Origin of the sequence: Halomonas sp. ND22Bw (assembly GCF_003011945.1) — a bacterium.
GTDB lineage: Bacteria > Pseudomonadota > Gammaproteobacteria > Pseudomonadales > Halomonadaceae > Halomonas > Halomonas halophila.
The window spans coordinates 364999-386638 of the sequence record NZ_PXWD01000003.1 but is presented as its reverse complement, the minus strand read 5'-3'; the positions used below and the strand labels follow the sequence as shown (position 1 = coordinate 386638).

Sequence of the window (21640 nt, the reverse complement as noted above, 5' to 3'; positions counted from 1 at the left end):
CACGACCCGGGGGAACGCACGATGACGACAATAATGGTGGTGACCATGATCGCCCTGCTGCTGCTGGGCTTTCCGATGATGATCCCGCTGATCACCGCGGCGGTGATCGGCTTCTTCATGATGTTCAACGGCCTGGGCCAGATGGAGACGCTGATCCAGCAGATGATGGCCGGCATCCGGCCGGCCTCGCTGATCGCGGTGCCGATGTTCATCCTCGCCGCCGACATCATGACCCGCGGCCAGTCGGCGGAACGCCTGATCAACATGGTGATGTCCTTCATCGGCCACGTGAAGGGCGGCCTGGCGGTCAGCACCGCCGCTTCCTGCACCCTGTTCGGCGCCGTCTCCGGCTCCACCCAGGCCACCGTGGTGGCGGTGGGCTCGCCCCTGCGCCCGCGGATGCTCAAGGCCGGCTACTCGGACTCCTTCACCCTGGCGCTGATCATCAACGCCAGCGACATCGCCTTCCTGATTCCGCCCAGCATCGGCATGATCATCTACGGGGTGATCTCCGGCACCTCCATCGGCGAACTGTTCATCGCCGGCATCGGGCCCGGCCTGCTGATTCTCGCCATGTTCTCCGCCTACTGCGTGGCCTACGCCGTGATCCGCAAGGTGCCCACCGAGCCCAAGGCCGGCTGGGGCGAACGCCTGGGCGCGGTACGCATGGCGCTGTGGCCGCTGGGCTTCCCGGTGATCATCGTCGGCGGCATCTACGGCGGCATCTTCAGCCCCACCGAGGCCGCCGCGGCCTGCGTGCTGTATGCCATCCTGCTCGAGTTCGTGGTGTTCCGCTCGCTCAAGGTCAACGACATCTACGCCATCGCCAAGTCCACCGGCCTGATCACCGCCGTGGTGTTCATCCTGGTCGCCGTGGGCAACGGCTTCTCCTGGATCATCTCCTTCGCCCAGATTCCCCAGGCGATCCTCGAGGCGGTGGGCATCAACGAGGCCGGCCCCACCGGGGTATTGATCGCGATCTGCATCGCCTTCTTCGTGGCCTGCATGTTCGTCGACCCCATCGTGGTAATCCTGGTGCTGACGCCGATCTTCGCCCCCGCCATCGAGGCCACCGGCCTGGACCCGGTGCTGGTCGGCATCCTGATCACCCTGCAGGTGGCCATCGGCTCGGCGACGCCGCCCTTCGGCTGCGACATCTTCACCGCCATCGCGATCTTCAAGCGGCCCTACCTGGACGTCATCAAGGGCACGCCACCGTTCGTGTTCCTGCTGATCCTCGCCGCCGCCCTGCTGATCATGTTCCCTCAGATCGCCCTGTTCCTGCGCGACCTGGCCTTCAGCGGCTGACCGGGACCCATAGGAGAGCTCATGATGTTCAAGCGGATCATGGTACCGGTGGATGGCTCCAAGGGCGCCATCAAGGCGCTGGACAAGGCGGTCGCGCTGCAGCGGCTCACCGGCGCCGAACTCTATCTTCTGTGCGTGTTCAAGCATCACAGCCTGCTCGAGGCCTCGCTGTCCATGATCAGGCCCGAGAAGCTCGACATCCCCGACGATGCGCTCAAGGAGTACGCCACCGAGATCGCCGTGCAGGCCAAGGCGCATGCCGCCGAGCTCGGCGTGCCCGCCGACAGGGTGCGTGCCTTCGTCAAGGGGGGCCGCCCCTCGCGCACCATCGTGCGCTTCGCCCGCAAGCGCGACTGCGACCTGATCGTGATCGGCGCCCAGGGCACCAACGGCGACAAGGGCCTGCTGCTGGGCAGCGTGTCGCAGCGGGTGGCGGGCTCGGCCCACTGCCCGACCCTCGTGGTCTAGGGCCGCCGGCGCGCCTCCTGCCGGGCCGGTTTCCGCGCCGTCGAGACGGGTGCGGAACCGATCCGGCCCTGTTAGAGTCCCAAGAACCTCATTCACCGATGGCGCCAAGGCGCCGGAGTACAAGGCATTTTCATGAAGCGACTGCTGACCACCGCATCCCTGACGGCGCTGCTGACCGCTGCCCCGCTGGCACTGGCCGCCCCCGAGACCGACGGCGAGAAGCTCGGCTACAGCCTCGGCGTGACCCTGGGCAAGAGCATCCAGCAGGACGTCTCCGATCTCGATGTCGACGCCTTCACCCAGGCCGTCCGCGATGTCTTCGACGACAACGAGCTGGAGATGACCGAGGACGAGATGAACGCCACCATGCAGGCCTTCCAGCAGCAGGCCATGCAGCAGCGCGCCGCCGAGGCCCAGCAGCTGGCCGAGGAGAACCAGGCCGCCGGCGAGGCCTATCAGGCCGAAAACGCCGAGAAGGACGACGTGACCGTCACCGCCTCCGGCCTGCAGTATCGCGAGATCGAATCCGGCGACGGCGCCTCGCCCAGCGACGGCGACACGGTCAAGGTCAACTACGAAGGCCAGCTGATCGACGGCACCGTCTTCGACAGCTCCTACGAGCGCGGCGAGCCGGTCAGCTTCCAGGTCGGCCAGGTCATCGAAGGCTGGCAGGAAGCCCTGAAGCTGATGAGCGTCGGCGACACCTGGGAAGTCGTGATCCCGGCCGAACTCGGCTATGGCACCCGCGGCCAGGGCCCGATCGGCCCCAACGAGACCCTGGTGTTCAAGGTCGAGCTGCTCGATGTGAACCCGGACAACGCCGAAGGCTGATCGCCCCACGGCGAGCGCGCCTCGATGGCGCGACCGGCGGCCGGCCTCCCTCGGGGCCGGCCGCCTTGCGTTGGGCGGCCTGACACGCCGCGCTCACCTCTCGACCAGGGAATGGCATCGTCATGGAAAGCATCATCGGCGCCCTCGGGCCCCTGTTCCTGCTGATCCTGCTCGGCGCCCTGCTGGGCCGTGGTCCCTGGCCCGGCGGCGACTTCTGGTCGCGCCTCGAGGGCCTGATCTACTACCTGCTGTTCCCGGCGATGCTGGTGGCCACCCTGGCCGAGGCCGACATCCGCGCGGTGCCGGTCGCCCGCCTCGCCCTGGTGCTGCTCGGTGGCCTGCTGCTGCTGGCCGTCGGCCTGTGGACGCTGCGGCCGCGGCTGGGGCTCGGCATGCCGGCCTTCACCTCGGTCTTCCAGGGCGCGCTGCGCTTCAACACCTACGTGGGCGTGGCCGGCGCCGCAGCCCTGCACGGCCCGGCCGGCGCCACCGTGGCGGCGGTCGCCGTGGCGCTGATGGTGCCGCTGGTCAACGTACTGTGCGTGCTGACCTTCCTGGCTGCCGGCACCCTCGGCAGGGGCGGCGTGGGGGCCAGCCTCCGGGCCCTGGCCCGCAACCCGCTGATCCTGGCCTGTCTGGCCGGGGCGGGGCTCAACCTCTCGGGGATCGGCCTGCCCGGCTGGAGCCACGACGCGGTGACCCTGCTCGGCCGGGCGGCGCTGCCGCTGGGCCTGGTGGCGGTGGGCGTGGCGCTCCGCCCCCAGGCGGTGCTGCGCCGGGACGGCGGCCTCTGGACCGCCACCCTGATCAAGCTGGCGCTGCTGCCGGCCCTGGTGCTGGGGCTGGCCACCCTGCTCGGCCTGGACGCGGTGAGCCGCGACGTGGCGCTGCTCTTCGCCGCCCTGCCCACCGCCACCTCGGCCTATATCCTGTCGCGACAGCTGGGCGGCGACGCCGAATTGATGGCCGCGTTGATCACCGTCCAGACCCTGCTGGCCATGCTGAGCCTGCCGCTGTGGCTGCGCCTGGTCGCCTAGCCGGCGACATCAAATAAAAAATATTCTCGTTACGCTTGACGCATCAAATGAGAATGATTTACCTTTCATTCATGGCATCGCCGAGGTGCGTGTCAGACCCGCGGGGCCCTGCCAGTCCTCCGCGGGGGGATTCTCCTCCTCATTGCTAGTCACGGTCTTTCGCCGCCCCGCCCAGGGCGGCTTTCTTTTGCGCGCGACCTTTCCGCACTGGCTCCGAGCGTCCGCGGCACCATGACGCGCCCTCGTCGCACGCGTGCGTCAGCTCCGCTGGCCCAGGCGCGCCTTGATCATCTCTCCCAGCGCCTCCACCGCCGGCCAGGAAGCCGCATTGACGCCTCGCCCGTAATGCAGCTCGGCCTGGCAGTCCGCCAGCCGCGGCAAGCCCTCGGCCTCACCCAGCTCGCGCATGGCCGGCGTCAGGCGATCGCGCTCCAGGATGCTCACCGCCAGCCCCGCCTCCACGGCGGTCTCCAGCGCATGGATGCTGGTACTGGTGAAGACCGCATGCCAGGGGCGCCCGCCGGCCTCCAGGGCCTCGATGCCGAGCTGGCGGTAGGGACAGTCCACCGGGTGCAGCGCCAGCGGCAGCGGGGCCTCCGGCGCCAGCGCCAGGTCCCGGGCGCCGGCCCATACCGGCGAGGTACGCCACAGCGGCTCACCGCCGCTGAGTCGATGAGGACGGTCCAGCGCCACGACCAGCGACAGCTGGCCCCGCTCCAGGCGGCGGGCCAGCTCGCCGCTGGTCGCGGTCACGGCCTCCAGCACCACGTCGGGATGCCGGGCCAGGAAATCCGGCAGCAGGCGCCCGACCAGGCGGCTGGCGTAGTCCTCGGGCATACCGAAGCTGACCCGGCCGGACAGGCCGCGGCCGCTGATCCGGGCCACCAGGCCGTCGTGATGGCGCAGCAGCTCCCGGGCCTCGCCGAGCAGCGCCTCGCCGCTGGCGGTGAGCGTCATGCCCCGGGCACCGCGCACCAGCAGCCGGGCCTCCAGGCGCGTCTCGAGGCGCTTGATCTGCATGCTCAGGGCACTGACGGTGCGGTGGCGCTGCTCGGCCGCCGCGGCCAGCGAGCCCAGCCGCGCCACCGCCACGAAGCTGCGCAGCGCCTCCAGGTCCAGGGTCTGGGAAGAGACTTCAACCATACTGAACACTCACTGAAAAAAGTTGCGATTCACTGAAGACATTAGCCGGCGCAGACTCGCCCCTGCAAGTTCGCGGGAGGAGACCGACATGCTGGCGAGACAATGGATTCAGTGGGCACCGCCCCAGCCGCAGCAGCTGGGGAGCCTGGCGATCGCTGTGGGCTTCGTGATCTGCTGGAGCAGCGGCTTCGTGGGCAGCCGTCTGGCCGTGGCCGCCGAGTCGCCGGCGCTCTCGCTCTACGCCTGGCGCTTCGCCCTGGCCACCCTGCTGGCCGGCCTGTGGACGCTGATCGCGACCCGCGCGCAACGCACTCGAGCACCGGGCGCCCTGGCCCATGAGGCCCTGGTCGGCAGCCTCACGGTGGGCGGCTATCTGCTGGCCATGCTGCTGGCGGTGGAAAGCGGCGTCAGTGCCGGCGTGGCGGCCCTGATCGGCGCCCTGCAGCCCCTGGCCGCGACGCTGATGGCCGGCCGCCTGCTGGGCGAGCGTCCGCGGATGGCCCAATGGCTGGGACTGGGCGTGGCGACCCTGGGGGCGGGGCTGAGCGTGATGGACGATCTCGGCGGCGTCGGCGGGGCACCGCTCTGGGCCTACGGACTGCCGCTGCTGGCGGTGATCGCGGTGAGCCTCGGCAGCGTGCTGAGCGCCGGGCGGCCGGCGACCCTGCCCATGGCGACGCGCCTGACCGCCCAGCTGGCGGCGGCCACCCTGGTGTTCGCCCTCGCCGCCTGGCTGAGCGGCGAAGGACTGCCCGCCCCGGCGCTGGAGGCGGAAACCCTGGCGGCCCTGGCCTGGCTGATCCTGCTGGCGACCTTCGGCGGCTACGGTTTCTTCAACGCCAGCCTGCAGCGCTTCGGGGTCAGCCAGAGCGCCGCGCTGGTGGCCCTGACACCGGCCGCCACCCTGGCCGCCACGGCGCTGATGTTCGGCGAATGGCCGGGCATGCTGGGCGCCGCCGGCATGGCCCTCGGGCTGCTCGGCGCCGTGAGCGCCCTGGCGAGCGGTCGGCGCCGCGGGCGAGGCGCCGGCGGCCATGTCGCCACGGCCCGCCCGGTCACGGAGCGGGAAGCGCGTCGACGGGTCCGACCGAACGCCCCGACCACGCGGCGAGGCTGAGCGCGCGGGAAGGAATCAGTCGGCGCGACGGAAGATCAGGTCCCAGACGCCGTGGCCGAGCTTCTCGCCGCGCTGCTCGAACTTGGTCAGCGGGCGGAACTCGGGGCGCGGCACGTAGGGCGCCGTCTCCTCGGTGGCGGTGTTCTGGTAGCCCGGCGCCTCGGCCATCACCTCGGCCATCCACTCGGCGTAGGCCTCCCAGTCGGTGGCCATGTGCAGGGTGCCGCCGGGCTTGAGGCGCGTGCGCACCAGCTCGACGAAGGCCGGCTGGACGATGCGCCGCTTGTGATGCTTCTTCTTGGTCCAGGGGTCGGGGAAGAACAGCTGCAGGGTGTCGAGGCTGCCCTCGGGCAGGCACTGCTCGAGCACCAGCAGCGCGTCCTCGCGATAGACCCGGAGGTTGGTCAGGCCGCGCTTGTCGGCCTCGTCGAGCAGCTTGCCGACGCCGGGCGCATGCACCTCGATGCCGATGAAGTCGGTGTCGGGATGGGTCTCGGCCTGCTCGATCAGCGAGCCGCCCATGCCGAAGCCGATCTCCAGCACCACCGGAGCGCGACGCCCGAACAGCGTCTCGAGGTCCTGGCGGCCGTCCTCGAGGGTCAGCCCCAGACGCGGCCACACCTCCTCGAGGCCGCGGGTCTGGGCGGCGGTCATGCGCCCGGCGCGCAGCACGTAGCTCTTGATCCCGCGGCGATGCAGCGGGGCGTCGGGGCTCTCGGGACCGTCGGTCGAGGGCGTGTCGGGGCGTTGTTCGTCGTTCATGCGCGGCGTCGAAACTCGTGAAGGTCGAAAGACAGGATCAGGCGTTGATGCGCCCGGCCAGCGGCGAGGACGGCTCGGCGCCCTGGCGGCGCGGCATGCGTCCGGCGAGGAAGGCCTCGCGGCCGGCCAGCACGGCCCGCTTCATGGCGCCGGCCATCAGCACCGGCTGGCGGGCGTGGGCGATGGCGGAGTTCATCAGCACCCCGTCGCAGCCCAGTTCCATGGCCTGAGCGGCCTCGGAGGCGGTGCCGATGCCGGCATCCACCAGCACCGGCACGCTGGCCTGCTCGATGATCAGGCGGATGTTGTGCGGATTCTGGATGCCATGGCCGGAGCCGATCAGCGAGCCCAGCGGCATCACGGCGCAACAGCCGAGGCGCTCCAGCTCGCGGGCGACGATGGGATCGTCGCTGGTGTAGACCATGACGTCGAAGCCGTCGTTGACCAGGGTCTCGGCGGCGGCCAGGGTCTCCACCACGTTGGGATACAGGGTGGTGTCGTCGCCCAGCACCTCGAGCTTGACCAGATTGTGGCCGTCGAGCAGCTCGCGGGCCAGCCGGCAGGTGCGCACCGCATCCTGGGCGGTGTAGCAGCCGGCGGTGTTGGGCAGCAGGGTATAGCGCTCCGGGGATACCACGTCGAGCAGATTGGGCGCCGAGGCATCCTGCCCCAGATTGGTGCGACGCACGGCGAAGGTCACCACCTCGGCCCCGCTGGCGGCGATGGCCTCGCCGGTCTCGTCGACATCGCGGTACTTGCCGGTGCCCACCAGCAGGCGCGAGGCGAATTCACGGCCGGCGACGCGCAGCGGCGCGTCCTGGAAGAAGTCGGTCATCTTGTCATGGCTCCTGTGCAGGGATCTCGGGGCGGGCTCAGCCGCCACCGATGGCATGGACAATCTCCACCCGGTCGCCGTCGGCCAGGCGCGTCTCGCCGTGGGCGCTTCGGGGGACGATCTCCTCGTTGACCTCCACGGCGATGCGCCGTCCGGCCAGGCCGAGGGTCTCGACCAGCTGGGCCACGGAGGCCTCGGCCTCCAGGGTGCGCGCCTCGCCGTTGAGCTGGATCTGCATGGCATCCTCCGGGGCTGCGATTTCGCGGGCCCATATTGTAGCGCCTCGGGGCGCCCCCGGGTACGGTAGGGCGCAGACTTGGCGGGGCCGATCTGGCAACAGGCCGCCGCGGGGCGCTGTGACCCCATCCCTGGGCGCTACCTTTTGCCGTCCCTGGCAAAAACCCCGCTCTGGCCTGTCCACAGCCCCCAGCTCAGACATCACGGGAACACCCCTCAACGGGAGAAAGACAGCATGCGGGATCGCGGCTGGTGGATGGCAGTGGCGCTGTGCGGCGCCCTGACGGTGATGGCCGGGGCCTTCGGCGCCCATGCCCTGAACGGCACGCTGGCGCCGAGGCTGATGACGGTGTTCGAGACCGGGGTGCGCTACCAGGCCTGGCACACCCTGGCGATGCTCGGCGTCCTGGCCTGGCGCGCCGCGCGACCGCTGGCCGGCCAGCGCTGGGTCCTCGGCCTGTGGCTGGCCGGCATGGCGCTGTTCTCGGGCTCGCTCTACGCCCTGGCGATCAGCGGCGTGAAGGGGCTCGGCGCCATCACGCCGATCGGCGGCGGGCTGTTGATCCTCGGCTGGCTGGCGCTGGCAATCTGTGCGCTTCGGGCTCCTCATGCTGAAGTCGGGAAGCGCTGATTTACGTCGCGAGCGAAGAGAGGTGGGGGCGCCTAGCCTGGCCGCCGCCGGAGCACAGCTCCCGGAGTGTAGCCTGCTACATGAGGAGAGCGACCGGGCCGGCGACCCGGCACCGCCGGCGGCCAGGATATCTAGCGCAGCAGTAAATCCGTGCTTTCCTGGGGTCAGTCGGCATCGGGCAAGGCATAGGTCGCGGTGACCAGCGCCACGGGCGCCTCCTCGCCGTCGGAGAACAGCTGCACCTCGCCCACCGCCAGCCGCCGCCCCAGCTTGAGCAGCCGGGCGTTGGCGATCAGGTCGCGATCGCCCCGCGGGCGGCGCAGGAAGCGGCAGTGCAGGTCGCTGGTGACCGCCATCGGCTCGGGGCCGATCTGGGCCAGGATCGCCACGTAGAGGCAGACGTCGGCCAGCCCCATCAGGGTCGGGCCGGAGACGCTGGCGCCGGGGCGCAGATGCTCGTCCTCGATGGCCAGGCTCATGGTGGCGCGGCCCTCGCCGACGCCCTCGATGGTGCCGGCACGCTGGGGAAACACCTCGTCGAGGAATTCCTCGATGGCGGCGGCGGTCATCACGGTCATGGGCGCGCTCCCTGCGGCTGAACGATGGCCACAAGATAGCCCAGCCCGCGCGCGGCGCACACCCGGGGCATCTCCCTTTTCCCTTCTCTTATTTTTCTCGCCCCGAACGCAAGCCGCCCCCATGAAGGGGGCGGCAGGCGGCACGTTGGCGAGCGACGATCAGCCGGCCTTGTGGACGGCGCGCCAGTGGTGCAGCAGCGGCTCGGTGTAGCCGGAAGGCTGCTCGATGCCCTTGAAGATCAGGTCCGAGGCGGCCTGGAAGGCGTGGGAGCCGGCGAAGTCGGCGCTCATCGGCGAGTAGGCCGGATCGCCGGCGTTCTGCTCGTCGACCACCTTGGCCATGCGCTCCAGGGTAGCGCGCACGCGGGCCTCGTCGACCACGCCGTGATGCAGCCAGTTGGCCACATGCTGGCTGGAGATACGCAGGGTGGCGCGGTCTTCCATCAGGCCCACGTCATGGATGTCCGGCACCTTGGAGCAGCCGACGCCCTGCTCGACCCAGCGCACCACGTAGCCGAGGATGCCCTGGCAGTTGTTGTCCAGCTCCTGCTGCAGCTCGTCCTCGGACCAGTCGGTGTTCTCGGCCACCGGCACGGTCAGCAGCTCGTCCAGCAGGTCCGGCTCGCCCTGGGCCTCCAGCTCGCGCTGCACCTCGGCCACGCTGACCTGGTGGTAGTGCAGGGCGTGCAGGGTGGCGGCGGTCGGCGACGGCACCCAGGCGGTGTTGGCACCGGCCTTGGGATGACCGATCTTCTGCTCGAGCATGGCCGCCATCAGGTCCGGCATGGCCCACATGCCCTTGCCGATCTGGGCGTGGCCGCGCAGGCCGCAGGCCAGGCCGACCTGCACGTTGTTGCGCTCGTAGGCACCGATCCAGGCGGCGCCCTTCATGTCGCCCTTGCGGACCATGGGGCCGGCCTGCATGGCGGTGTGCATCTCGTCGCCGGTGCGGTCGAGGAAGCCGGTGTTGATGAACACCACCCGCGAGGTCGCCTCATTGATGCAGGCCTTGAGGTTGACCGAGGTGCGGCGCTCCTCGTCCATGATGCCCATCTTGAGGGTGTCACGCTCAAGGCCCAGCAGGTCCTCGACGCGGCCGAACAGCTCGTTGGTGAAGGCCACTTCCTTCGGGCCGTGCATCTTCGGCTTGACGATGTAGACCGAGCCCTCGCGGGAGTTGCGGGCCTCGTCCTCGCCCTTCTGCAGGTCGCGGATGGACAGCAGACTGGTCATGACCGCGTCGAGGATGCCTTCCGGCAGCTCGTTGCCGTCGGCGTCCAGCACCGCCGGAGTGGTCATCAGGTGGCCGACGTTGCGCACGAACAGCAGCGAGCGACCGGGCAGGGTCACCTCGCCGCCGTCCGGCGCGGTCCAGGTGCGATCCGCCGCCAGCTTGCGGGTGAAGCGCTTGCCGCCCTTCTCGATCGGCTCCTCGAGGTCGCCGGCCATCAGGCCCAGCCAGTTGGCGTAGACGCCGACCTTGTCCTCGGCGTCCACCGCCGCGACCGAGTCCTCGCAGTCCATGATCGAGGTCAGCGCGGCCTCGACGACCACGTCCTTGACGCCTGCCGCATCGGTCTTGCCGATCGGATGGGTGGCGTCGATCTGGACCTCCAGGTGCAGGTCGTTGTTGGCCAGCAGCACCGAGGTCGGCGCCTCGGTCTCGCCCAGGTAGCCGACCAGCTTGCCCGGCTCCTTGAGGCCGGTCTCGCGGCCGCCTTCCAGGCTCACCACCAGGTGGCCGTCGCGCAGCGCGTACTTCACGGCCTCGGCGTGGGAGCCGGTGGCCAGCGGCGCGGCACGGTCGAGCACGCCGCGGGCGTAGGCGATGACCTTCTCGGCGCGCTTCGGGTTGAAGCTGTCGCCGCGCTCGGCGCCGTCTTCGTCGGCGATGGCATCGGTGCCGTAGAGCGCGTCGTAGAGGCTGCCCCAGCGGGCGTTGGCGGCGTTGAGCGCGTAGCGGGCGTTGTTCACCGGCACCACCAGCTGCGGGCCGGCCTGCACGGCGATCTCGCGGTCGACGTTGGTGGTGGTGACCTTGACCTCGGCGGGGGCCGGCTGCAGATAGCCGATGCGCTCGAGGAAGCCGCGATAGGCGGCCATGTCACGCACCGGGCCTGAATTCTCGCGGTGCCAGGCGTCGAGCTCGGCCTGCAGGGCATCGCGCTCGGCGAGCAGTTCGCGGTTCTTCGGTGTCAGATCATGAAAGAGGGCGTCGACGCCGGCCCAGAAGGCCTCGGGATCGACGCCGGAGCCCGGCAGGGCCTGCTCGTTGATGAAGCGGTCCAGCTCGGCGGCCACCTGCAGACGGTGGCGAGTGATACGTTGGGTCATGGGTCGTTCTCCTATGCGAGGCGTTTCGGCGCTCCCCAAGCGCCAATCGGCCGGACAGGCAATGGTGACTGCGTGGCCTCAGTATTGTGGAAAATACTTCCACATGTAAACCCGAAGCCTGCGAACCACCCCCGGAACTCGACCAATAGACGAGGCCGGAGACGTTGGAAGGCGACGCTGGTGACCGTCCCGACGGGACGCTAGCATGGGCATCCACACGGAGGACTCGATGACCGACTTCACCCCCCTGCAGGCGCTCGGCCCCATCGCCCCGGCCGACCCCGCCGGCCACCCGCTCCAGGGCTACCTGGGCCACTACGGCCTGGCGCCGCTGCTCGCCGAGCGGGTGGGCCTGCAGGTGGGGTACGTGGACGCCCACGGCTTCCGGCTGTGGACCCAGATCTGGCGCCCGCCATCGCCGCGCGGCACCGTGTTCGTGGTGCACGGCTACTACGATCATCTGGGCCTCTATCGTCACCTGCTCGAGTGCCTGCTCGAGCGCGGCTGGCAGGTGGTGCTGTGGGATCTGCCCGGGCACGGGCTGTCCAGCGGCCCCCGCGCCACCATCGCCGACTTCGATGACTATGGCAGCTGCCTGGACAACCTGCAGACCCAGTTGACCGCCCGCGACCTGGCGCCCCGGCCCTGGGTCGGCATCGGCCAGAGCACCGGCGCGGCGATCCTGGCCACCGACGCCCTGCGCCGGGGCGACGACGGCCACTGGAGCGGCCTGGCCCTGCTGGCGCCGCTGGTGCGCCCCTGGGGCTGGAACCAGTCGAGCTGGCTGCACCGCCTGCTGGGCCCCTTCGTGCGTTCGGTGCCGCGCCGCTTCCGCGAGAACTCCACCGACAGCGACTTCGCCACCTTCCTGCGCGAGAGCGACCCGCTGCAGCCGGACCGCCTGGCCATGGAGTGGGTGGACGCCATGCGTCGCTGGATGCCGCGGCTGCTGGCCATGCCGGCCAGCCCGCTGCCGACGCTGATCCTGCAGGGCGAGCAGGACCTGACGGTGGACTGGGAATGGAACCTGGAGGTGCTGACGCGCAAGTTCCCGCGGGCCGAGATCCATCGCCACCCCGAGGCCCGCCATCACCTGGTCAACGAGGCCGAACCGATCCGCCGGGTGCTGTTCGAGGAGCTCACGCGGTTCCTCGCCGGCCTCGAGGAGGCCGACATTCCCTCTTCCACCACCCGCAGGGTCTCCCGCCGATGAGCCGTCGCCGCTTGCCGCTGCTGCCTCTCCTCCTGCTGACGGTGCTGCCGCTCGCCGGCTGCGCCGTCGGCACGCCGGACGCTCCCCAGACAGTTCGCCAGGCCCTGTTCGGCCTCGGCGAACGCGCCGCGCAGCGGGTGGCCGAGGCGCCACCGCTGCCACGACCGTCCTCCGACGAGGTGCTGCTGCTGGCCGCCCCCGAGGTCGATGACGCGCTCGGCGTCGGCGAGGACCGCCTGCTGGAAAGCCTGACCCGCTCCCTGCTGGGCCTCGGCCAGGGGCCCCAGGTGCTCGACTGGCAGCCCGCGCTGGCCCCGGGCGCCGCGGCCAACCAGTGGCGGCTGGACAGCCGGCTGGTCAGCGCCGGCCCCCGGCTGGCACTGTCCGACCGGACCCTGCTGCCGTATCGCCTGGAGCTGACCCTGCGCCGCCCGGGCGACGCCACCCCGTTGTGGCAGACGCGGCTGGATGGCGCCCTGGACGCCACCGCGCTCTGACACCGGGGGCCGTACTTCGTCAACGCCCCTGCAGCAGCCGATCGAGCTGACGATAGCCGATCGCCTCGACCAGTTGCTCACGCCCGGGGTGCGGCTCGCCGGCCAGGTCGGCCAGGGTCAGCGCCACCCGCAGCACCCGATGATAGGCCCGCGCCGAGAGATTGAGCCGCTCCAGCACCCCGGCCAGCCAGGCCCGATCCGCCCCGCTCAGTGCGCAGGCGGCCTCCAGCTCGCGACTGCCCAGCCGGGCATTGAGCGCCCCGCGCGCCCACTGCCGCTCCCGGGCCGCCAGTACCCGCTCGCGTACCGCCGCCGAGGGCTCTCCGCTCTCCCGGGCGGTCAGCTGCTCCGGCGCCAGCGCCGGCACCTCCACCTGCAGGTCGATACGGTCGAGCAGCGGTCCGGAAAGCCGCGCCTGATAGCGCTGGATCTGGGCGGCGGTGCAGTGGCAGGCCCGGCGAGGGTCACCGAGATGGCCGCAGGGGCAGGGATTCATCGCCGCCACCAGCTGGAAGCTCGCCGGATAGCGCCGCTCGTGGCTGGCGCGGGCGATGTGGATGCGCCCGGATTCCATGGGCTCGCGCATCACCTCGAGCACCTGGCGGGGAAACTCGGGCAACTCGTCGAGGAACAGCACGCCCCGATGGGCCAGCGAGATCTCGCCGGGCCTGGGCCGCGAGCCACCGCCGACCAGCGCCACCGCGCTGGCGGTGTGGTGGGGCGAGCGGAAGGGCCGCCGCCCCCAGTCCTCGTCGAGCGGCAGGCCACACACCGAGCGCACCGCCGCCACCTCCAGGGCCTCGTTCTCGGTCAGCGGCGGCAGGATCCCGGGCAGGCGGCTGGCCAGCATGGTCTTGCCGGTGCCTGGAGGACCGGCCAGCAGGAGATTGTGGCCACCGCTGGCGGCGACCTCCAGGGCGCGACGCGCCTGGTGCTGGCCACGGACTTCGGCGAGATCGGCGCCCGTCGTCAGCGCCTCGGCGGGGCGCGACGCCCGATGGGGCTCGATCGGCGTCTGGCCCAGCAGGTGTGCGACCACCTCGAGCAGGTGATCGGCGGGCAGCACCTCGAGATCGCCCGCGAGCGCCGCCTCATCGGCGTTGGCCCGGGGCACGATCAGACGCCGCCCGGCCCCGCGGGTGGCCAGCGCCAGCGGCAGCATCCCGGGCACCGGGCGCAGCGCGCCGTCCAGGGCGAGCTCGCCCGCGCATTCGATCTCGGCCAGCGCCTCGGCGGCGATCTGGCCCGAGGCCACCAGCAACCCCAGGGCGATGGGCAGATCGAAGCGCCCGCCTTCCTTGGGCAGGTCGGCGGGCGCCAGGTTGAGGGTGATGCGACGCATCGGGAAGTCGAAGCCGGCGTTGACCAGCGCGCTGCGGACCCGCTCGCGGCTCTCCCGAACGGCGGTCTCCGGCAGCCCGACCAGGGTGATGCCGGGCAGGCCGTTGGCCAGATGCACTTCCACCAGCACCTCGGGAGCCTCGAGGCCGAGGCCGGCCCGGGTGCGAACGATCGACAGGGTCATCGGCGGTCCCTCGCGCGGTTCCTTTCCTCAGGTAAGTCCTAAGGCTAGTTCAGCGCGACGAGCCCCGCCCGGTGACGGTTCGGAATCAGCGCCCGGTCTCGCCGGCGCCGGCATCTTCCTCGGGGGCGGACGACTGCGCCTCGGCGGCCGCATCGACCGAGGCCTCTTCCGCCACGGCCGGCACCTCGCCGCCCGCGCGGTTGGCGTCCAGGGCCTCTTCCAGCGCGGCGACCTGCTTCTCCAGCGCCTCGACCCGGCCGCGGGTGCGCTGCAGCACGTCCATCAGGATGTCGAAGTCTTCCCGCGACACCAGCTCGAGCCGGTCGAAGGCGCCGCGCACCACCTGCTGAATGCCTTTCTGCACGTCTTCCGGCGCCTGGGAGGCGCCCTGCAGGCGCTCGCCGATCTGCTGGGCCAGGCGGCCGATGCGGTCTTGGCTGACCATGATGTCTCTCCTGAGTGGAATGGGCCTTAGGGGAATAGGGCTGACTCCAAGGATACGCAAGCCGCCCGGCGGGCGCATTCCCGGGTGGCGCGGGGCTCGCCCTCGGATGGTGCGAAGCGCTCGCTCACCGGCATCAATTCAGTGCACGGCGTCCATTCACGCCTGCACCAGGCTCTCTCTGTCGGGGCACTATTGGCAATCAACGCCCTGAAAAACATGGCAAATCCAGTTCGATGGCACGGTTTAAGCAGATGCAGGGAAACCTGCACACACACCGCGCGGAGCAGCCCGCGCTCATCCAATGGGGAGATCCGGGATGAAGCTGATTACCGCCATCATCAAGCCGTTCAAGCTCGACGACGTGCGCGAAGCGCTCGCCGACAACGGGGTCCAGGGCATCACCGTCACCGAAGTCAAGGGCTTCGGCCGCCAGAAGGGCCACACCGAGCTCTATCGCGGCGCCGAGTACGTCGTCGACTTCCTGCCCAAGGTCAAGGTCGAGATCGCCGTGGACGACGGTCGCCTCGATACCGTGCTGGACGCCATCTGCAGCGCCGCCAACAGCGGCAAGATCGGCGACGGCAAAGTCTTCGTGACCCCCCTCGAGGACGTCATCCGCATCCGTACCGGCGAGCGCGGTGCCGACGCCGTCTAAGCCGACCGTCTCTCTCCCTTTCCTTCTGGAGTGACAGCCATGAACGAGTTGACCGAGCTGAGCTACGCGCTCGATACCTTCTACTTCCTGATCTGCGGCGTCCTGGTGATGTGGATGGCCGCGGGCTTCTCGATGCTCGAGGCCGGCCTGGTGCGGTCCAAGAACACCGCCGAGATCCTGACCAAGAACATCGCCCTGTTCGCCATCGCCTGCACCATGTACCTGCTGCTGGGCTACTACCTGATGTACTCCGGCGACGCCGGCGGCATCCTGCCCAACCTGGGCTTCCTGCTGGGCGACGACAACACCGTGGCCGCGGTGACCGCGGGCAGCGACGACGCGCCCTACTACTCCATGCGCGCCGATTTCTTCTTCCAGGTGGTGTTCGTGGCCACCGCCATGTCCATCGTCTCCGGTGCCGTGGCCGAGCGCATGAAGCTGTGGGCCTTCCTGGCCTTCGCCGTGGTGATGACCGGCGTCATCTACCCGGTCTCCGGCTACTGGACCTGGGGCGGCGGCTGGCTGGCCGAGGTCGGCTTCTCCGACTATGCCGGTTCCGGCATCGTGCACATGGCCGGTGCGGCCGCGGCCCTGGCCGGCGTGCTGGTGCTCGGTCCGCGCAAGGGCAAGTACGGCAAGGACGGCAGCATCTTCGCCATCCCCGGCGCCAACATGCCGCTGGCCACCCTGGGTACCTTCATCCTGTGGATGGGCTGGTTCGGCTTCAACGGCGGCTCCGAGCTGAAGGTCTCCGACGTGAGCTCCGCCAACAACATGGCCCAGGTGCTGGTGAACACCAACGCCGCGGCCGCCGGCGGCGTGATCGCCGCACTGATCCTGGCCAAGGCCTGGTTCCGCAAGGCCGACCTGACCATGGCCCTGAACGGCGCCATCGCCGGCCTGGTGTCCATCACCGCCGACCCGCTGTCGCCCAGCGCCCTGGGCGCCACCCTGATCGGCGCCTTCGGCGGCCTGCTGGTGGTGGTCTCCATCGTCGGCCTCGACAAGCTGAAGCTCGATGACCCGGTCGGTGCCATCTCCGCCCACGGCGTGGTCGGCATCTGGGGCGTGCTCGCGGTGCCGCTGTCCAACGACGGTGCCTCCTTCGGCCCGCAGATCATCGGCATCATCGGCATCTTCGCCTGGGTCTTCATCGCCAGCCTGGTGGTGTGGCTGATCATCAAGGCGATCATGGGCGTGCGTGTCAGCGAGGAAGAGGAATACGAGGGCGTGGACCTGGCCGAGTGCGGCCTCGAGGCCTACCCCGAGTTCACCGTCTCCAAGGTGCACGGTGGTGGTGGCGCCTCCGGCCGTACCCGCAGCGAGGGCGCGAGCCAGGCCCAGGCAGCCGCCCGCTCCTGATCGCCCCGCCCTGCCGGCAACACGAAATGGCCCCCTCGCGGGGCCATTTTTTCGTTCTTCTCTCCGTGGGTGTATGCTCTGGCACAATGACTCCGTCAGGGATGGCGAGTGGCGCCATCGGACACGAACAACGCGAGGAGAGACCCATGAAGCTGGTGACCGCCATCATCAAGCCATTCAAGCTCGACGACGTCCGCGAGGCGCTCTCGGACATCGGCGTCCAGGGCATCACCGTCACCGAGGTCAAGGGCTTCGGCCGCCAGAAGGGCCACACCGAGCTCTATCGCGGCGCCGAGTACGTGGTCGACTTCCTGCCCAAGGTGAAGCTCGAGGTCGCCGTGGACGAGACCATGGCCGAGCAGGTGATCGACGCCATCACCCAGGTCGCCAACACCGGCAAGATCGGCGACGGCAAGATCTTCGTCACCGCCCTGGAGCAGGTCATCCGCATTCGCACCGGCGAGACGGATAAAGACGCCGTCTAATCACCCAGGTCGCGCTTGACCCTGCAGCAAGATCGGCGACGGCAAGATCTTCGTCACCGCCCTGGAGCAGGTCAGCGGAACGCCGCACCGCCGCATTCGCACCGGCGAGACGGATAAAGACGCCGTCTAAGCTGCAAGCTGCAAGCTGCAAGCTGCAAGCTGCAAGCTGCAAAACAGCAGCTTGAACGCCCGACACAAAGAAACCCCCGAAGGCATCAGCCTTCGGGGGTTTCTTGTAGCTCAGCGCTTGTAGCTCGGCGCTTGCCGCTTACTTCTCGACGAAGGCGCGCTCGATGACGTAGTCGCCCGGCTCGCCGAGGCGCGGCGAGATGTTGAAGCCCAGCTCGTCCAGCAGCGCGCTGGTCTCGTCGAGCATCGCCGGGCTGCCGCAGATCATGGCGCGGTCCTGCTTCGGGTCCAGCGGCGGCAGGCCGGTGTCCTCGGCCAGCTTGCCGCTGCGGATGTGGTCCGTCAGGCGGCCCATGGTGTGGAACTCCTCACGGGTCACGGTCGGATAGTAGACCAGCTTCTCGCTGATTTCCTCGCCCAGGTACTCGTGGGCCGGCAGCTCCTTGGTGATGAAGTCGGCATAGGCCAGCTCGCTGACGGTACGCACGCCGTGGATCAGCACGATCTTCTCGAAGCGCTCGTAGGCTTCCGGATCCTGGATCAGGCTCATGAACGGCGCCAGGCCGGTGCCGGTGGACAGCAGGTAGAGGTTGCGGCCCGGCAGCAGGTCGTCGGTGACCAGGGTGCCGGTGGGCTTGCGGCTGACCATGATCTGGTCGCCGACCTTGAGGTGCTGCAGGCGCGAGGTCAGCGGGCCGTCCGGCACCTTGATGGAGAAGAACTCCAGGTGATCCTCGTAGTTGGGGCTGGCCACGGAGTAGGCGCGCATCAGCGGCTTGCCGTCGACCTCCAGGCCGATCATCACGAACTGACCGTTCTTGAAGCGCAGGCTGCGCTCGCGGGTGGTCTTGAAGCTGAACAGGGTGTCGTTCCAGTGATGAACGCTGAGGACTTCTTCCAGGGCGAACTTGCTCATGCCGGCTCCTATGTATCGCGAGGGCGCATATACCGAAAGCTCATAATTGCGCCGATTGATCTTTGCAGAGAATTCTAAGAGACGGCAGGATATCTGTTAAATGGGTTGTATGGATAAAGCTTATCTATACTCCAGATATACTAGCTCGGAGCCCCCTCCCATGCGCTATACCCTGCGCCAGCTCGAGGTGTTCGTGGCCGTGGCCCAGCACGAGAGCGTCTCCCACGCCGCCCGCGCCCTGGCGCTGTCCCAGTCGGCGGCCAGCACCGCCCTGGCCGAGCTGGAACGCCAGTTCGACTGCCGCCTGCTCGACCGCATCGGCAAGCGCCTCAAGCTCAACGCCCTGGGCTTCCAGCTGCTGCCCAAGGCGGTGGCGCTGCTCGACCGCGCCGAGGAGGTCGAGGAACTGCTGCGCGGCCAGCAGGGCATCGGCACTCTCGACGTGGGCGCCACCCTGACCATCGGCAACTACCTGGCCACGCTACTGATCAGCGACTTCATGCAGCAGCATCCGGGCAGCCGCATCCGCCTGCAGGTGCGCAACACCCGTACCATCATCGACGGCGTGCGCCACCACGAGCTGGACCTGGGACTGATCGAGGGCCAGTGCGAGGACGAGGAGGTGATCACCCAGCCCTGGGTGGAGGACGAGCTGGCGGTGTTCTGCGCCCCGGGCCATCCGCTGGCCGGCCAGGGGCCGGTGGAGCTCGACCGGCTGCTGCGCGAGGACTGGATCATGCGCGAGGAGGGCTCCGGCACCCGGCTGACCCTGGAACAGGCCGCCCGGCACCGGCGCGGGCGCTTCAACACCCTGCTCGAGCTGGAGCACACCGAGGGCATCAAGCGCGCCGTGGAGTCGGGGCTGGGGATCGGCTGCGTCTCGCGCCTGGCGCTGCGCGACGCCTTCCGCCGCGGCAGCCTGGTGCCGATCCCCACCCCCGACCTGGACCTGAGCCGTCAGTTCGCCTTCATCTGGCATCGCCACAAGTATCTGGCGCCGGGCATGCGCGAGTTTCTCAAGCTGTGCCGGCAGATGACGGAAGGCATCCGCTGCAGCGACCAGATCGACCTGCCCCACCCGTCCTGAGGGCGAGGCACCGGGCGAACCCCTAGGCCGGCTCGCCTCGGCGGGCGCGGGCGTCCGGCAGCGCCGCGGTGGCGCCGTGCTGGCTCAGGGTGAAACCGCCCACGGCCTCGGCGAGGCGGTCGGCCTGGGCCTTGAGATGCTCGGCGGCGGTGGTCGATTCCTCCACCAGGGCGGCGTTCTGCTGGGTCATGTTGTCCAGCTCCGAGACCGCCACGTTGACCTGGCCGATGCCGTCGCTCTGCTCGCCGGTGGCGCTGGTGATCTCGCCCAGCACGTCGGCCACGCGGGTCACGCTCTCGACCAGCTCCTCCATGGTCTCGCCGGCGGCCTGCACCTGGCGCTCGCCCTCCTGGGTGCGGGTCGCCGAGGTGTCGATCAGCTCGCGGATCTGCTTGGCGGACTCGGCGCTGCGGCTGGCCAGCTGGCGCACCTCGCCGGCCACCACCGCGAAGCCGCGGCCCTGCTCGCCGGCACGGGCCGCCTCCACCGAGGCGTTGAGCGCCAGCAGGTTGGTCTGGAAGGCGATGCTGTCCATCATCTTGACGATCTCGGCGATCTGGCGCGACGACTCGGTGATGCCCTGCATGGTCTCGTGCACCTGGCCCATGGCCTCGCCGCCGCGGCGCGCCACCTCGCTGGCCGAGCTCGCCAGGCCACTGGCCTGCTTGGAGGCATCCGCGGTGTGCTCCACGGTGCCGGTGATCTCCTCCATCGAGGCCGAGGTCTGCTGCAGGCTGGAGGCCGCGTTCTCGGTGCGCCGCGACAGGTCCTGTCCGCCCTGGGCGATCTCGGTGGCCGCCACCTTGACCGACTCGCTGCTGTCGCGAATGGTCAGCATCACCGACTCCATGCGCGCCACGAAGCGGTTGAAGGCGTTGGCGAGCTGGGTGACCTCATCGTTGCCCTCCTCGGGCAAACGCCGGGTCAGGTCGGCGTGGCCGCTGGCCACGTGCTCCATGGCGTCGCGGGTGGCCAGCAGGCGGCGGAAGGCGACCTTGAGCAGCGCCCCGAGGATCGCGGCGGCGCCCAGCGCCACCAGCACCAGGGTGATGGTCGAGGCGCTCATGACGCCCCGCAGCCCGGCGGTGGCCTCGTGGTCGTCGAGGGCCACCACCAGCTGCCAGTCGGTGCCGCCGATGGGGCTGGCGAGCAGCCGCTTGTCGGCGCCGTCGAGATCGACGTGCTCGGGGATGTCGCGCTCGGCCAGCGCGGCGAGGCCGGCGGCATCGAGCTCGGGTGAGAGACGCTCGACCGGCGCGAGGCTCAACGCCGGGTCGGGATGCGCCACCAGGGTGCCGTCGGCGCTGGCCAGGAAGGCCAGGCTCGAGGGCGTGGGCGCGATCCGGCCGACGATGTCGGCGATGGCATCGATCGCCACGTCGCCGCCGGCCACCGCCACCAGCTCGCCGCCGCGATGGAAGGGCGCGGCGAAGGTCACCACCAGCTTGTCGGAGGTGGCGTCCTCGTAGGGCGCGGTGACCACGACGTGACCGGCCTCCACGGCCTGCTTGTACCAGGGGCGCTGGCGCGGGTCATAGCCCTCCGGCGTCTCGCTGGCCGAGAACACCACGCCGCCCTCGGTGTCGGCGAGGTAGGTGTTCATGAAGTCGCCGGACACGCGCAGCTGCTCCAGGGCCGGCAGCGGGTCGTCGGCCACGGCGGCGGCCTCCAGCGCCTCGAGCATGCCGCTGCGGGCATCGACCCACTCCTCGATGGCCTGGGCATTGCCCTCGGCCACCGCCTGCAGATTCTGGGCGATCTGGTCATTGTTGTGGGAGCGGACGGTGAAGTAGCTGATCGCTCCGTTGAGGATCAGGGCCGCGACGATCACCGCCAGGGCGGCGAGCAGGATACGCGCGCGCAATGAAGTCAGCATGGTCACTCTCATGGGTAAGGGGGAGTTGGTCTTGTGCCGGTCCACGGGTGCCAGGAACCGGGAGCTACCCTGCTATCGGCCACGGCTCGCGCCGACTTTAGCCGTCGGCGCGAGCCGCCGATTTTCCCGCACCCTGCGGGGGCGCGCCCCAGACCTTTCAAGAAGGCGG

The 21640-nt window shown here is 69.8% G+C and carries 22 protein-coding genes and 1 pseudogene; 13 read left to right on the top strand and 10 right to left on the bottom strand.

Annotation, left to right across the window (positions count from 1 at the left end; translation table 11 throughout):
* The first annotated feature begins 21 nt into the window (after window positions 1-21).
* The 4 genes from CVH10_RS06870 (at window position 22) to CVH10_RS06855 (ending at window position 3644) form a co-directional block, all read left to right on the top strand.
* On the top strand, window positions 22-1308 hold the full coding sequence (locus tag CVH10_RS06870; protein WP_035595039.1) for a TRAP transporter large permease: 1287 nt from the start codon (window positions 22-24) through the stop codon (window positions 1306-1308).
* Window positions 1309-1332: 24 nt separating this feature from the next.
* Complete coding sequence (locus CVH10_RS06865) at window positions 1333-1776, top strand: universal stress protein (RefSeq protein ID WP_035595181.1); 444 nt, start codon at window positions 1333-1335, stop codon at window positions 1774-1776.
* Window positions 1777-1908: 132 nt separating this feature from the next.
* Window positions 1909-2607, top strand: coding sequence for an FKBP-type peptidyl-prolyl cis-trans isomerase (locus CVH10_RS06860; protein ID WP_035595033.1), 699 nt, complete (start codon window positions 1909-1911; stop codon window positions 2605-2607).
* A 122-nt stretch (window positions 2608-2729) separates the two neighbouring features.
* Window positions 2730-3644 (top strand): AEC family transporter, encoded by a 915-nt coding sequence (locus CVH10_RS06855; protein WP_106488183.1) that lies wholly within the window; start codon window positions 2730-2732, stop codon window positions 3642-3644.
* A gap of 258 nt (window positions 3645-3902) precedes the next feature.
* Here the strand turns inward: CVH10_RS06855 and CVH10_RS06850 are convergent, their stop codons facing one another.
* Window positions 3903-4787, bottom strand: a complete 885-nt coding sequence (locus tag CVH10_RS06850; RefSeq protein WP_046078806.1) for a LysR substrate-binding domain-containing protein — start codon at window positions 4785-4787, stop codon at window positions 3903-3905.
* An 88-nt stretch (window positions 4788-4875) separates the two neighbouring features.
* Here CVH10_RS06850 and CVH10_RS06845 point away from each other — a divergent pair, with 88 nt between their 5' ends.
* Window positions 4876-5904 carry a DMT family transporter gene (locus CVH10_RS06845; protein WP_081945811.1) on the top strand — a complete coding sequence of 343 codons (1029 nt, stop codon included), beginning with the start codon at window positions 4876-4878 and terminating at the stop codon, window positions 5902-5904.
* Between the two features lie 15 nt (window positions 5905-5919).
* On the opposite strand, the gene trmB is transcribed toward CVH10_RS06845, so the two are convergent.
* The 3 genes from trmB to thiS are packed head-to-tail and all read right to left on the bottom strand — an operon-like array spanning window position 5920 to window position 7739.
* A complete protein-coding gene (gene trmB / locus CVH10_RS06840) occupies window positions 5920-6666 on the bottom strand; it encodes a tRNA (guanosine(46)-N7)-methyltransferase TrmB (RefSeq protein WP_035595020.1) in 747 nt (248 codons plus the stop codon).
* 37 nt (window positions 6667-6703) lie between these two features.
* A complete protein-coding gene (locus CVH10_RS06835; RefSeq protein ID WP_035595017.1) occupies window positions 6704-7501 on the bottom strand; it encodes a thiazole synthase in 798 nt (265 codons plus the stop codon).
* Window positions 7502-7538: 37 nt separating this feature from the next.
* Window positions 7539-7739 carry a sulfur carrier protein ThiS gene (gene thiS, locus CVH10_RS06830; protein WP_016855894.1) on the bottom strand — a complete coding sequence of 67 codons (201 nt, stop codon included), beginning with the start codon at window positions 7737-7739 and terminating at the stop codon, window positions 7539-7541.
* Between the two features lie 234 nt (window positions 7740-7973).
* Between thiS and CVH10_RS06825 the strand changes: the two genes are divergently transcribed.
* Window positions 7974-8369 carry a DUF423 domain-containing protein gene (locus CVH10_RS06825; RefSeq protein ID WP_035595014.1) on the top strand — a complete coding sequence of 132 codons (396 nt, stop codon included), beginning with the start codon at window positions 7974-7976 and terminating at the stop codon, window positions 8367-8369.
* Between the two features lie 164 nt (window positions 8370-8533).
* On the opposite strand, the gene CVH10_RS06820 is transcribed toward CVH10_RS06825, so the two are convergent.
* Both CVH10_RS06820 and CVH10_RS06815 read right to left on the bottom strand, forming a co-directional pair.
* Window positions 8534-8947 carry a PaaI family thioesterase gene (locus CVH10_RS06820; protein ID WP_035595012.1) on the bottom strand — a complete coding sequence of 138 codons (414 nt, stop codon included), beginning with the start codon at window positions 8945-8947 and terminating at the stop codon, window positions 8534-8536.
* Between the two features lie 159 nt (window positions 8948-9106).
* Window positions 9107-11281: a malate synthase G gene (locus tag CVH10_RS06815; RefSeq protein ID WP_106488182.1), complete on the bottom strand. Its 2175-nt coding sequence runs from the start codon at window positions 11279-11281 to the stop codon at window positions 9107-9109.
* Window positions 11282-11510: 229 nt separating this feature from the next.
* Between CVH10_RS06815 and CVH10_RS06810 the strand changes: the two genes are divergently transcribed.
* Complete coding sequence (locus CVH10_RS06810; protein ID WP_035595179.1) at window positions 11511-12494, top strand: alpha/beta hydrolase; 984 nt, start codon at window positions 11511-11513, stop codon at window positions 12492-12494.
* Window positions 12491-12991, top strand: a complete 501-nt coding sequence (locus tag CVH10_RS06805; protein WP_035595006.1) for a hypothetical protein — start codon at window positions 12491-12493, stop codon at window positions 12989-12991. The genes CVH10_RS06810 and CVH10_RS06805 overlap by 4 nt, the downstream gene beginning before the upstream one ends.
* A gap of 19 nt (window positions 12992-13010) precedes the next feature.
* Here CVH10_RS06805 and CVH10_RS06800 read toward each other — a convergent pair whose 3' ends face one another.
* Both CVH10_RS06800 and CVH10_RS06795 read right to left on the bottom strand, forming a co-directional pair.
* Complete coding sequence (locus CVH10_RS06800; protein ID WP_035595003.1) at window positions 13011-14516, bottom strand: YifB family Mg chelatase-like AAA ATPase; 1506 nt, start codon at window positions 14514-14516, stop codon at window positions 13011-13013.
* Between the two features lie 85 nt (window positions 14517-14601).
* The gene (locus CVH10_RS06795; RefSeq protein ID WP_106488181.1) at window positions 14602-14961 is read right to left on the bottom strand and encodes an accessory factor UbiK family protein; all 360 of its coding nucleotides are present in this window, start codon (window positions 14959-14961) and stop codon (window positions 14602-14604) included.
* A gap of 316 nt (window positions 14962-15277) precedes the next feature.
* On the opposite strand from CVH10_RS06795, the gene CVH10_RS06790 reads away from it, so the two are divergent.
* The 4 genes and pseudogenes from CVH10_RS06790 to CVH10_RS27230 form a co-directional block, all read left to right on the top strand.
* Window positions 15278-15616 carry a P-II family nitrogen regulator gene (locus CVH10_RS06790; protein ID WP_016855902.1) on the top strand — a complete coding sequence of 113 codons (339 nt, stop codon included), beginning with the start codon at window positions 15278-15280 and terminating at the stop codon, window positions 15614-15616.
* Between the two features lie 39 nt (window positions 15617-15655).
* Window positions 15656-16978 carry an ammonium transporter gene (locus tag CVH10_RS06785; RefSeq protein WP_035594997.1) on the top strand — a complete coding sequence of 441 codons (1323 nt, stop codon included), beginning with the start codon at window positions 15656-15658 and terminating at the stop codon, window positions 16976-16978.
* Between the two features lie 146 nt (window positions 16979-17124).
* Window positions 17125-17463 carry a P-II family nitrogen regulator gene (gene glnK / locus CVH10_RS06780; protein WP_035594994.1) on the top strand — a complete coding sequence of 113 codons (339 nt, stop codon included), beginning with the start codon at window positions 17125-17127 and terminating at the stop codon, window positions 17461-17463.
* A 28-nt stretch (window positions 17464-17491) separates the two neighbouring features.
* Window positions 17492-17593 (top strand): annotated as a pseudogene (locus tag CVH10_RS27230) (P-II family nitrogen regulator); the annotation flags it as partial.
* A gap of 138 nt (window positions 17594-17731) precedes the next feature.
* Here the strand turns inward: CVH10_RS27230 and CVH10_RS06775 are convergent.
* Window positions 17732-18508 carry a ferredoxin--NADP reductase gene (locus CVH10_RS06775; RefSeq protein ID WP_016855905.1) on the bottom strand — a complete coding sequence of 259 codons (777 nt, stop codon included), beginning with the start codon at window positions 18506-18508 and terminating at the stop codon, window positions 17732-17734.
* Between the two features lie 160 nt (window positions 18509-18668).
* On the opposite strand from CVH10_RS06775, the gene CVH10_RS06770 reads away from it, so the two are divergent.
* Entirely contained in the window at window positions 18669-19595 is a 927-nt protein-coding gene (locus tag CVH10_RS06770) for a LysR family transcriptional regulator (RefSeq protein WP_035594992.1), read from the top strand.
* 22 nt (window positions 19596-19617) lie between these two features.
* On the opposite strand, the gene CVH10_RS06765 is transcribed toward CVH10_RS06770, so the two are convergent.
* Window positions 19618-21471: a methyl-accepting chemotaxis protein gene (locus CVH10_RS06765; RefSeq protein ID WP_106488180.1), complete on the bottom strand. Its 1854-nt coding sequence runs from the start codon at window positions 21469-21471 to the stop codon at window positions 19618-19620.
* Window positions 21472-21640: the final 169 nt, after the last annotated feature.

Bases quoted from the DNA above. Each gene is read 5' to 3' on its own strand.
- CVH10_RS06870 (WP_035595039.1), top strand. From the start codon at position 22: ATGACGACAATAATGGTGGTGACCATGATCGCCCTGCTGCTGCTGGGC.
- CVH10_RS06865 (WP_035595181.1), top strand. From the start codon at position 1,333: ATGTTCAAGCGGATCATGGTACCGGTGGATGGCTCCAAGGGCGCCATC.
- CVH10_RS06860 (WP_035595033.1), top strand. From the start codon at position 1,909: ATGAAGCGACTGCTGACCACCGCATCCCTGACGGCGCTGCTGACCGCT.
- CVH10_RS06855 (WP_106488183.1), top strand. From the start codon at position 2,730: ATGGAAAGCATCATCGGCGCCCTCGGGCCCCTGTTCCTGCTGATCCTG.
- CVH10_RS06850 (WP_046078806.1), bottom strand. From the start codon at position 4,787: ATGGTTGAAGTCTCTTCCCAGACCCTGGACCTGGAGGCGCTGCGCAGC.
- CVH10_RS06845 (WP_081945811.1), top strand. From the start codon at position 4,876: ATGCTGGCGAGACAATGGATTCAGTGGGCACCGCCCCAGCCGCAGCAG.
- trmB (WP_035595020.1), bottom strand. From the start codon at position 6,666: ATGAACGACGAACAACGCCCCGACACGCCCTCGACCGACGGTCCCGAG.
- CVH10_RS06835 (WP_035595017.1), bottom strand. From the start codon at position 7,501: ATGACCGACTTCTTCCAGGACGCGCCGCTGCGCGTCGCCGGCCGTGAA.
- thiS (WP_016855894.1), bottom strand. From the start codon at position 7,739: ATGCAGATCCAGCTCAACGGCGAGGCGCGCACCCTGGAGGCCGAGGCC.
- CVH10_RS06825 (WP_035595014.1), top strand. From the start codon at position 7,974: ATGCGGGATCGCGGCTGGTGGATGGCAGTGGCGCTGTGCGGCGCCCTG.
- CVH10_RS06820 (WP_035595012.1), bottom strand. From the start codon at position 8,947: ATGACCGTGATGACCGCCGCCGCCATCGAGGAATTCCTCGACGAGGTG.
- CVH10_RS06815 (WP_106488182.1), bottom strand. From the start codon at position 11,281: ATGACCCAACGTATCACTCGCCACCGTCTGCAGGTGGCCGCCGAGCTG.
- CVH10_RS06810 (WP_035595179.1), top strand. From the start codon at position 11,511: ATGACCGACTTCACCCCCCTGCAGGCGCTCGGCCCCATCGCCCCGGCC.
- CVH10_RS06805 (WP_035595006.1), top strand. From the start codon at position 12,491: ATGAGCCGTCGCCGCTTGCCGCTGCTGCCTCTCCTCCTGCTGACGGTG.
- CVH10_RS06800 (WP_035595003.1), bottom strand. From the start codon at position 14,516: ATGACCCTGTCGATCGTTCGCACCCGGGCCGGCCTCGGCCTCGAGGCT.
- CVH10_RS06795 (WP_106488181.1), bottom strand. From the start codon at position 14,961: ATGGTCAGCCAAGACCGCATCGGCCGCCTGGCCCAGCAGATCGGCGAG.
- CVH10_RS06790 (WP_016855902.1), top strand. From the start codon at position 15,278: ATGAAGCTGATTACCGCCATCATCAAGCCGTTCAAGCTCGACGACGTG.
- CVH10_RS06785 (WP_035594997.1), top strand. From the start codon at position 15,656: ATGAACGAGTTGACCGAGCTGAGCTACGCGCTCGATACCTTCTACTTC.
- glnK (WP_035594994.1), top strand. From the start codon at position 17,125: ATGAAGCTGGTGACCGCCATCATCAAGCCATTCAAGCTCGACGACGTC.
- CVH10_RS06775 (WP_016855905.1), bottom strand. From the start codon at position 18,508: ATGAGCAAGTTCGCCCTGGAAGAAGTCCTCAGCGTTCATCACTGGAAC.
- CVH10_RS06770 (WP_035594992.1), top strand. From the start codon at position 18,669: ATGCGCTATACCCTGCGCCAGCTCGAGGTGTTCGTGGCCGTGGCCCAG.
- CVH10_RS06765 (WP_106488180.1), bottom strand. From the start codon at position 21,471: ATGCTGACTTCATTGCGCGCGCGTATCCTGCTCGCCGCCCTGGCGGTG.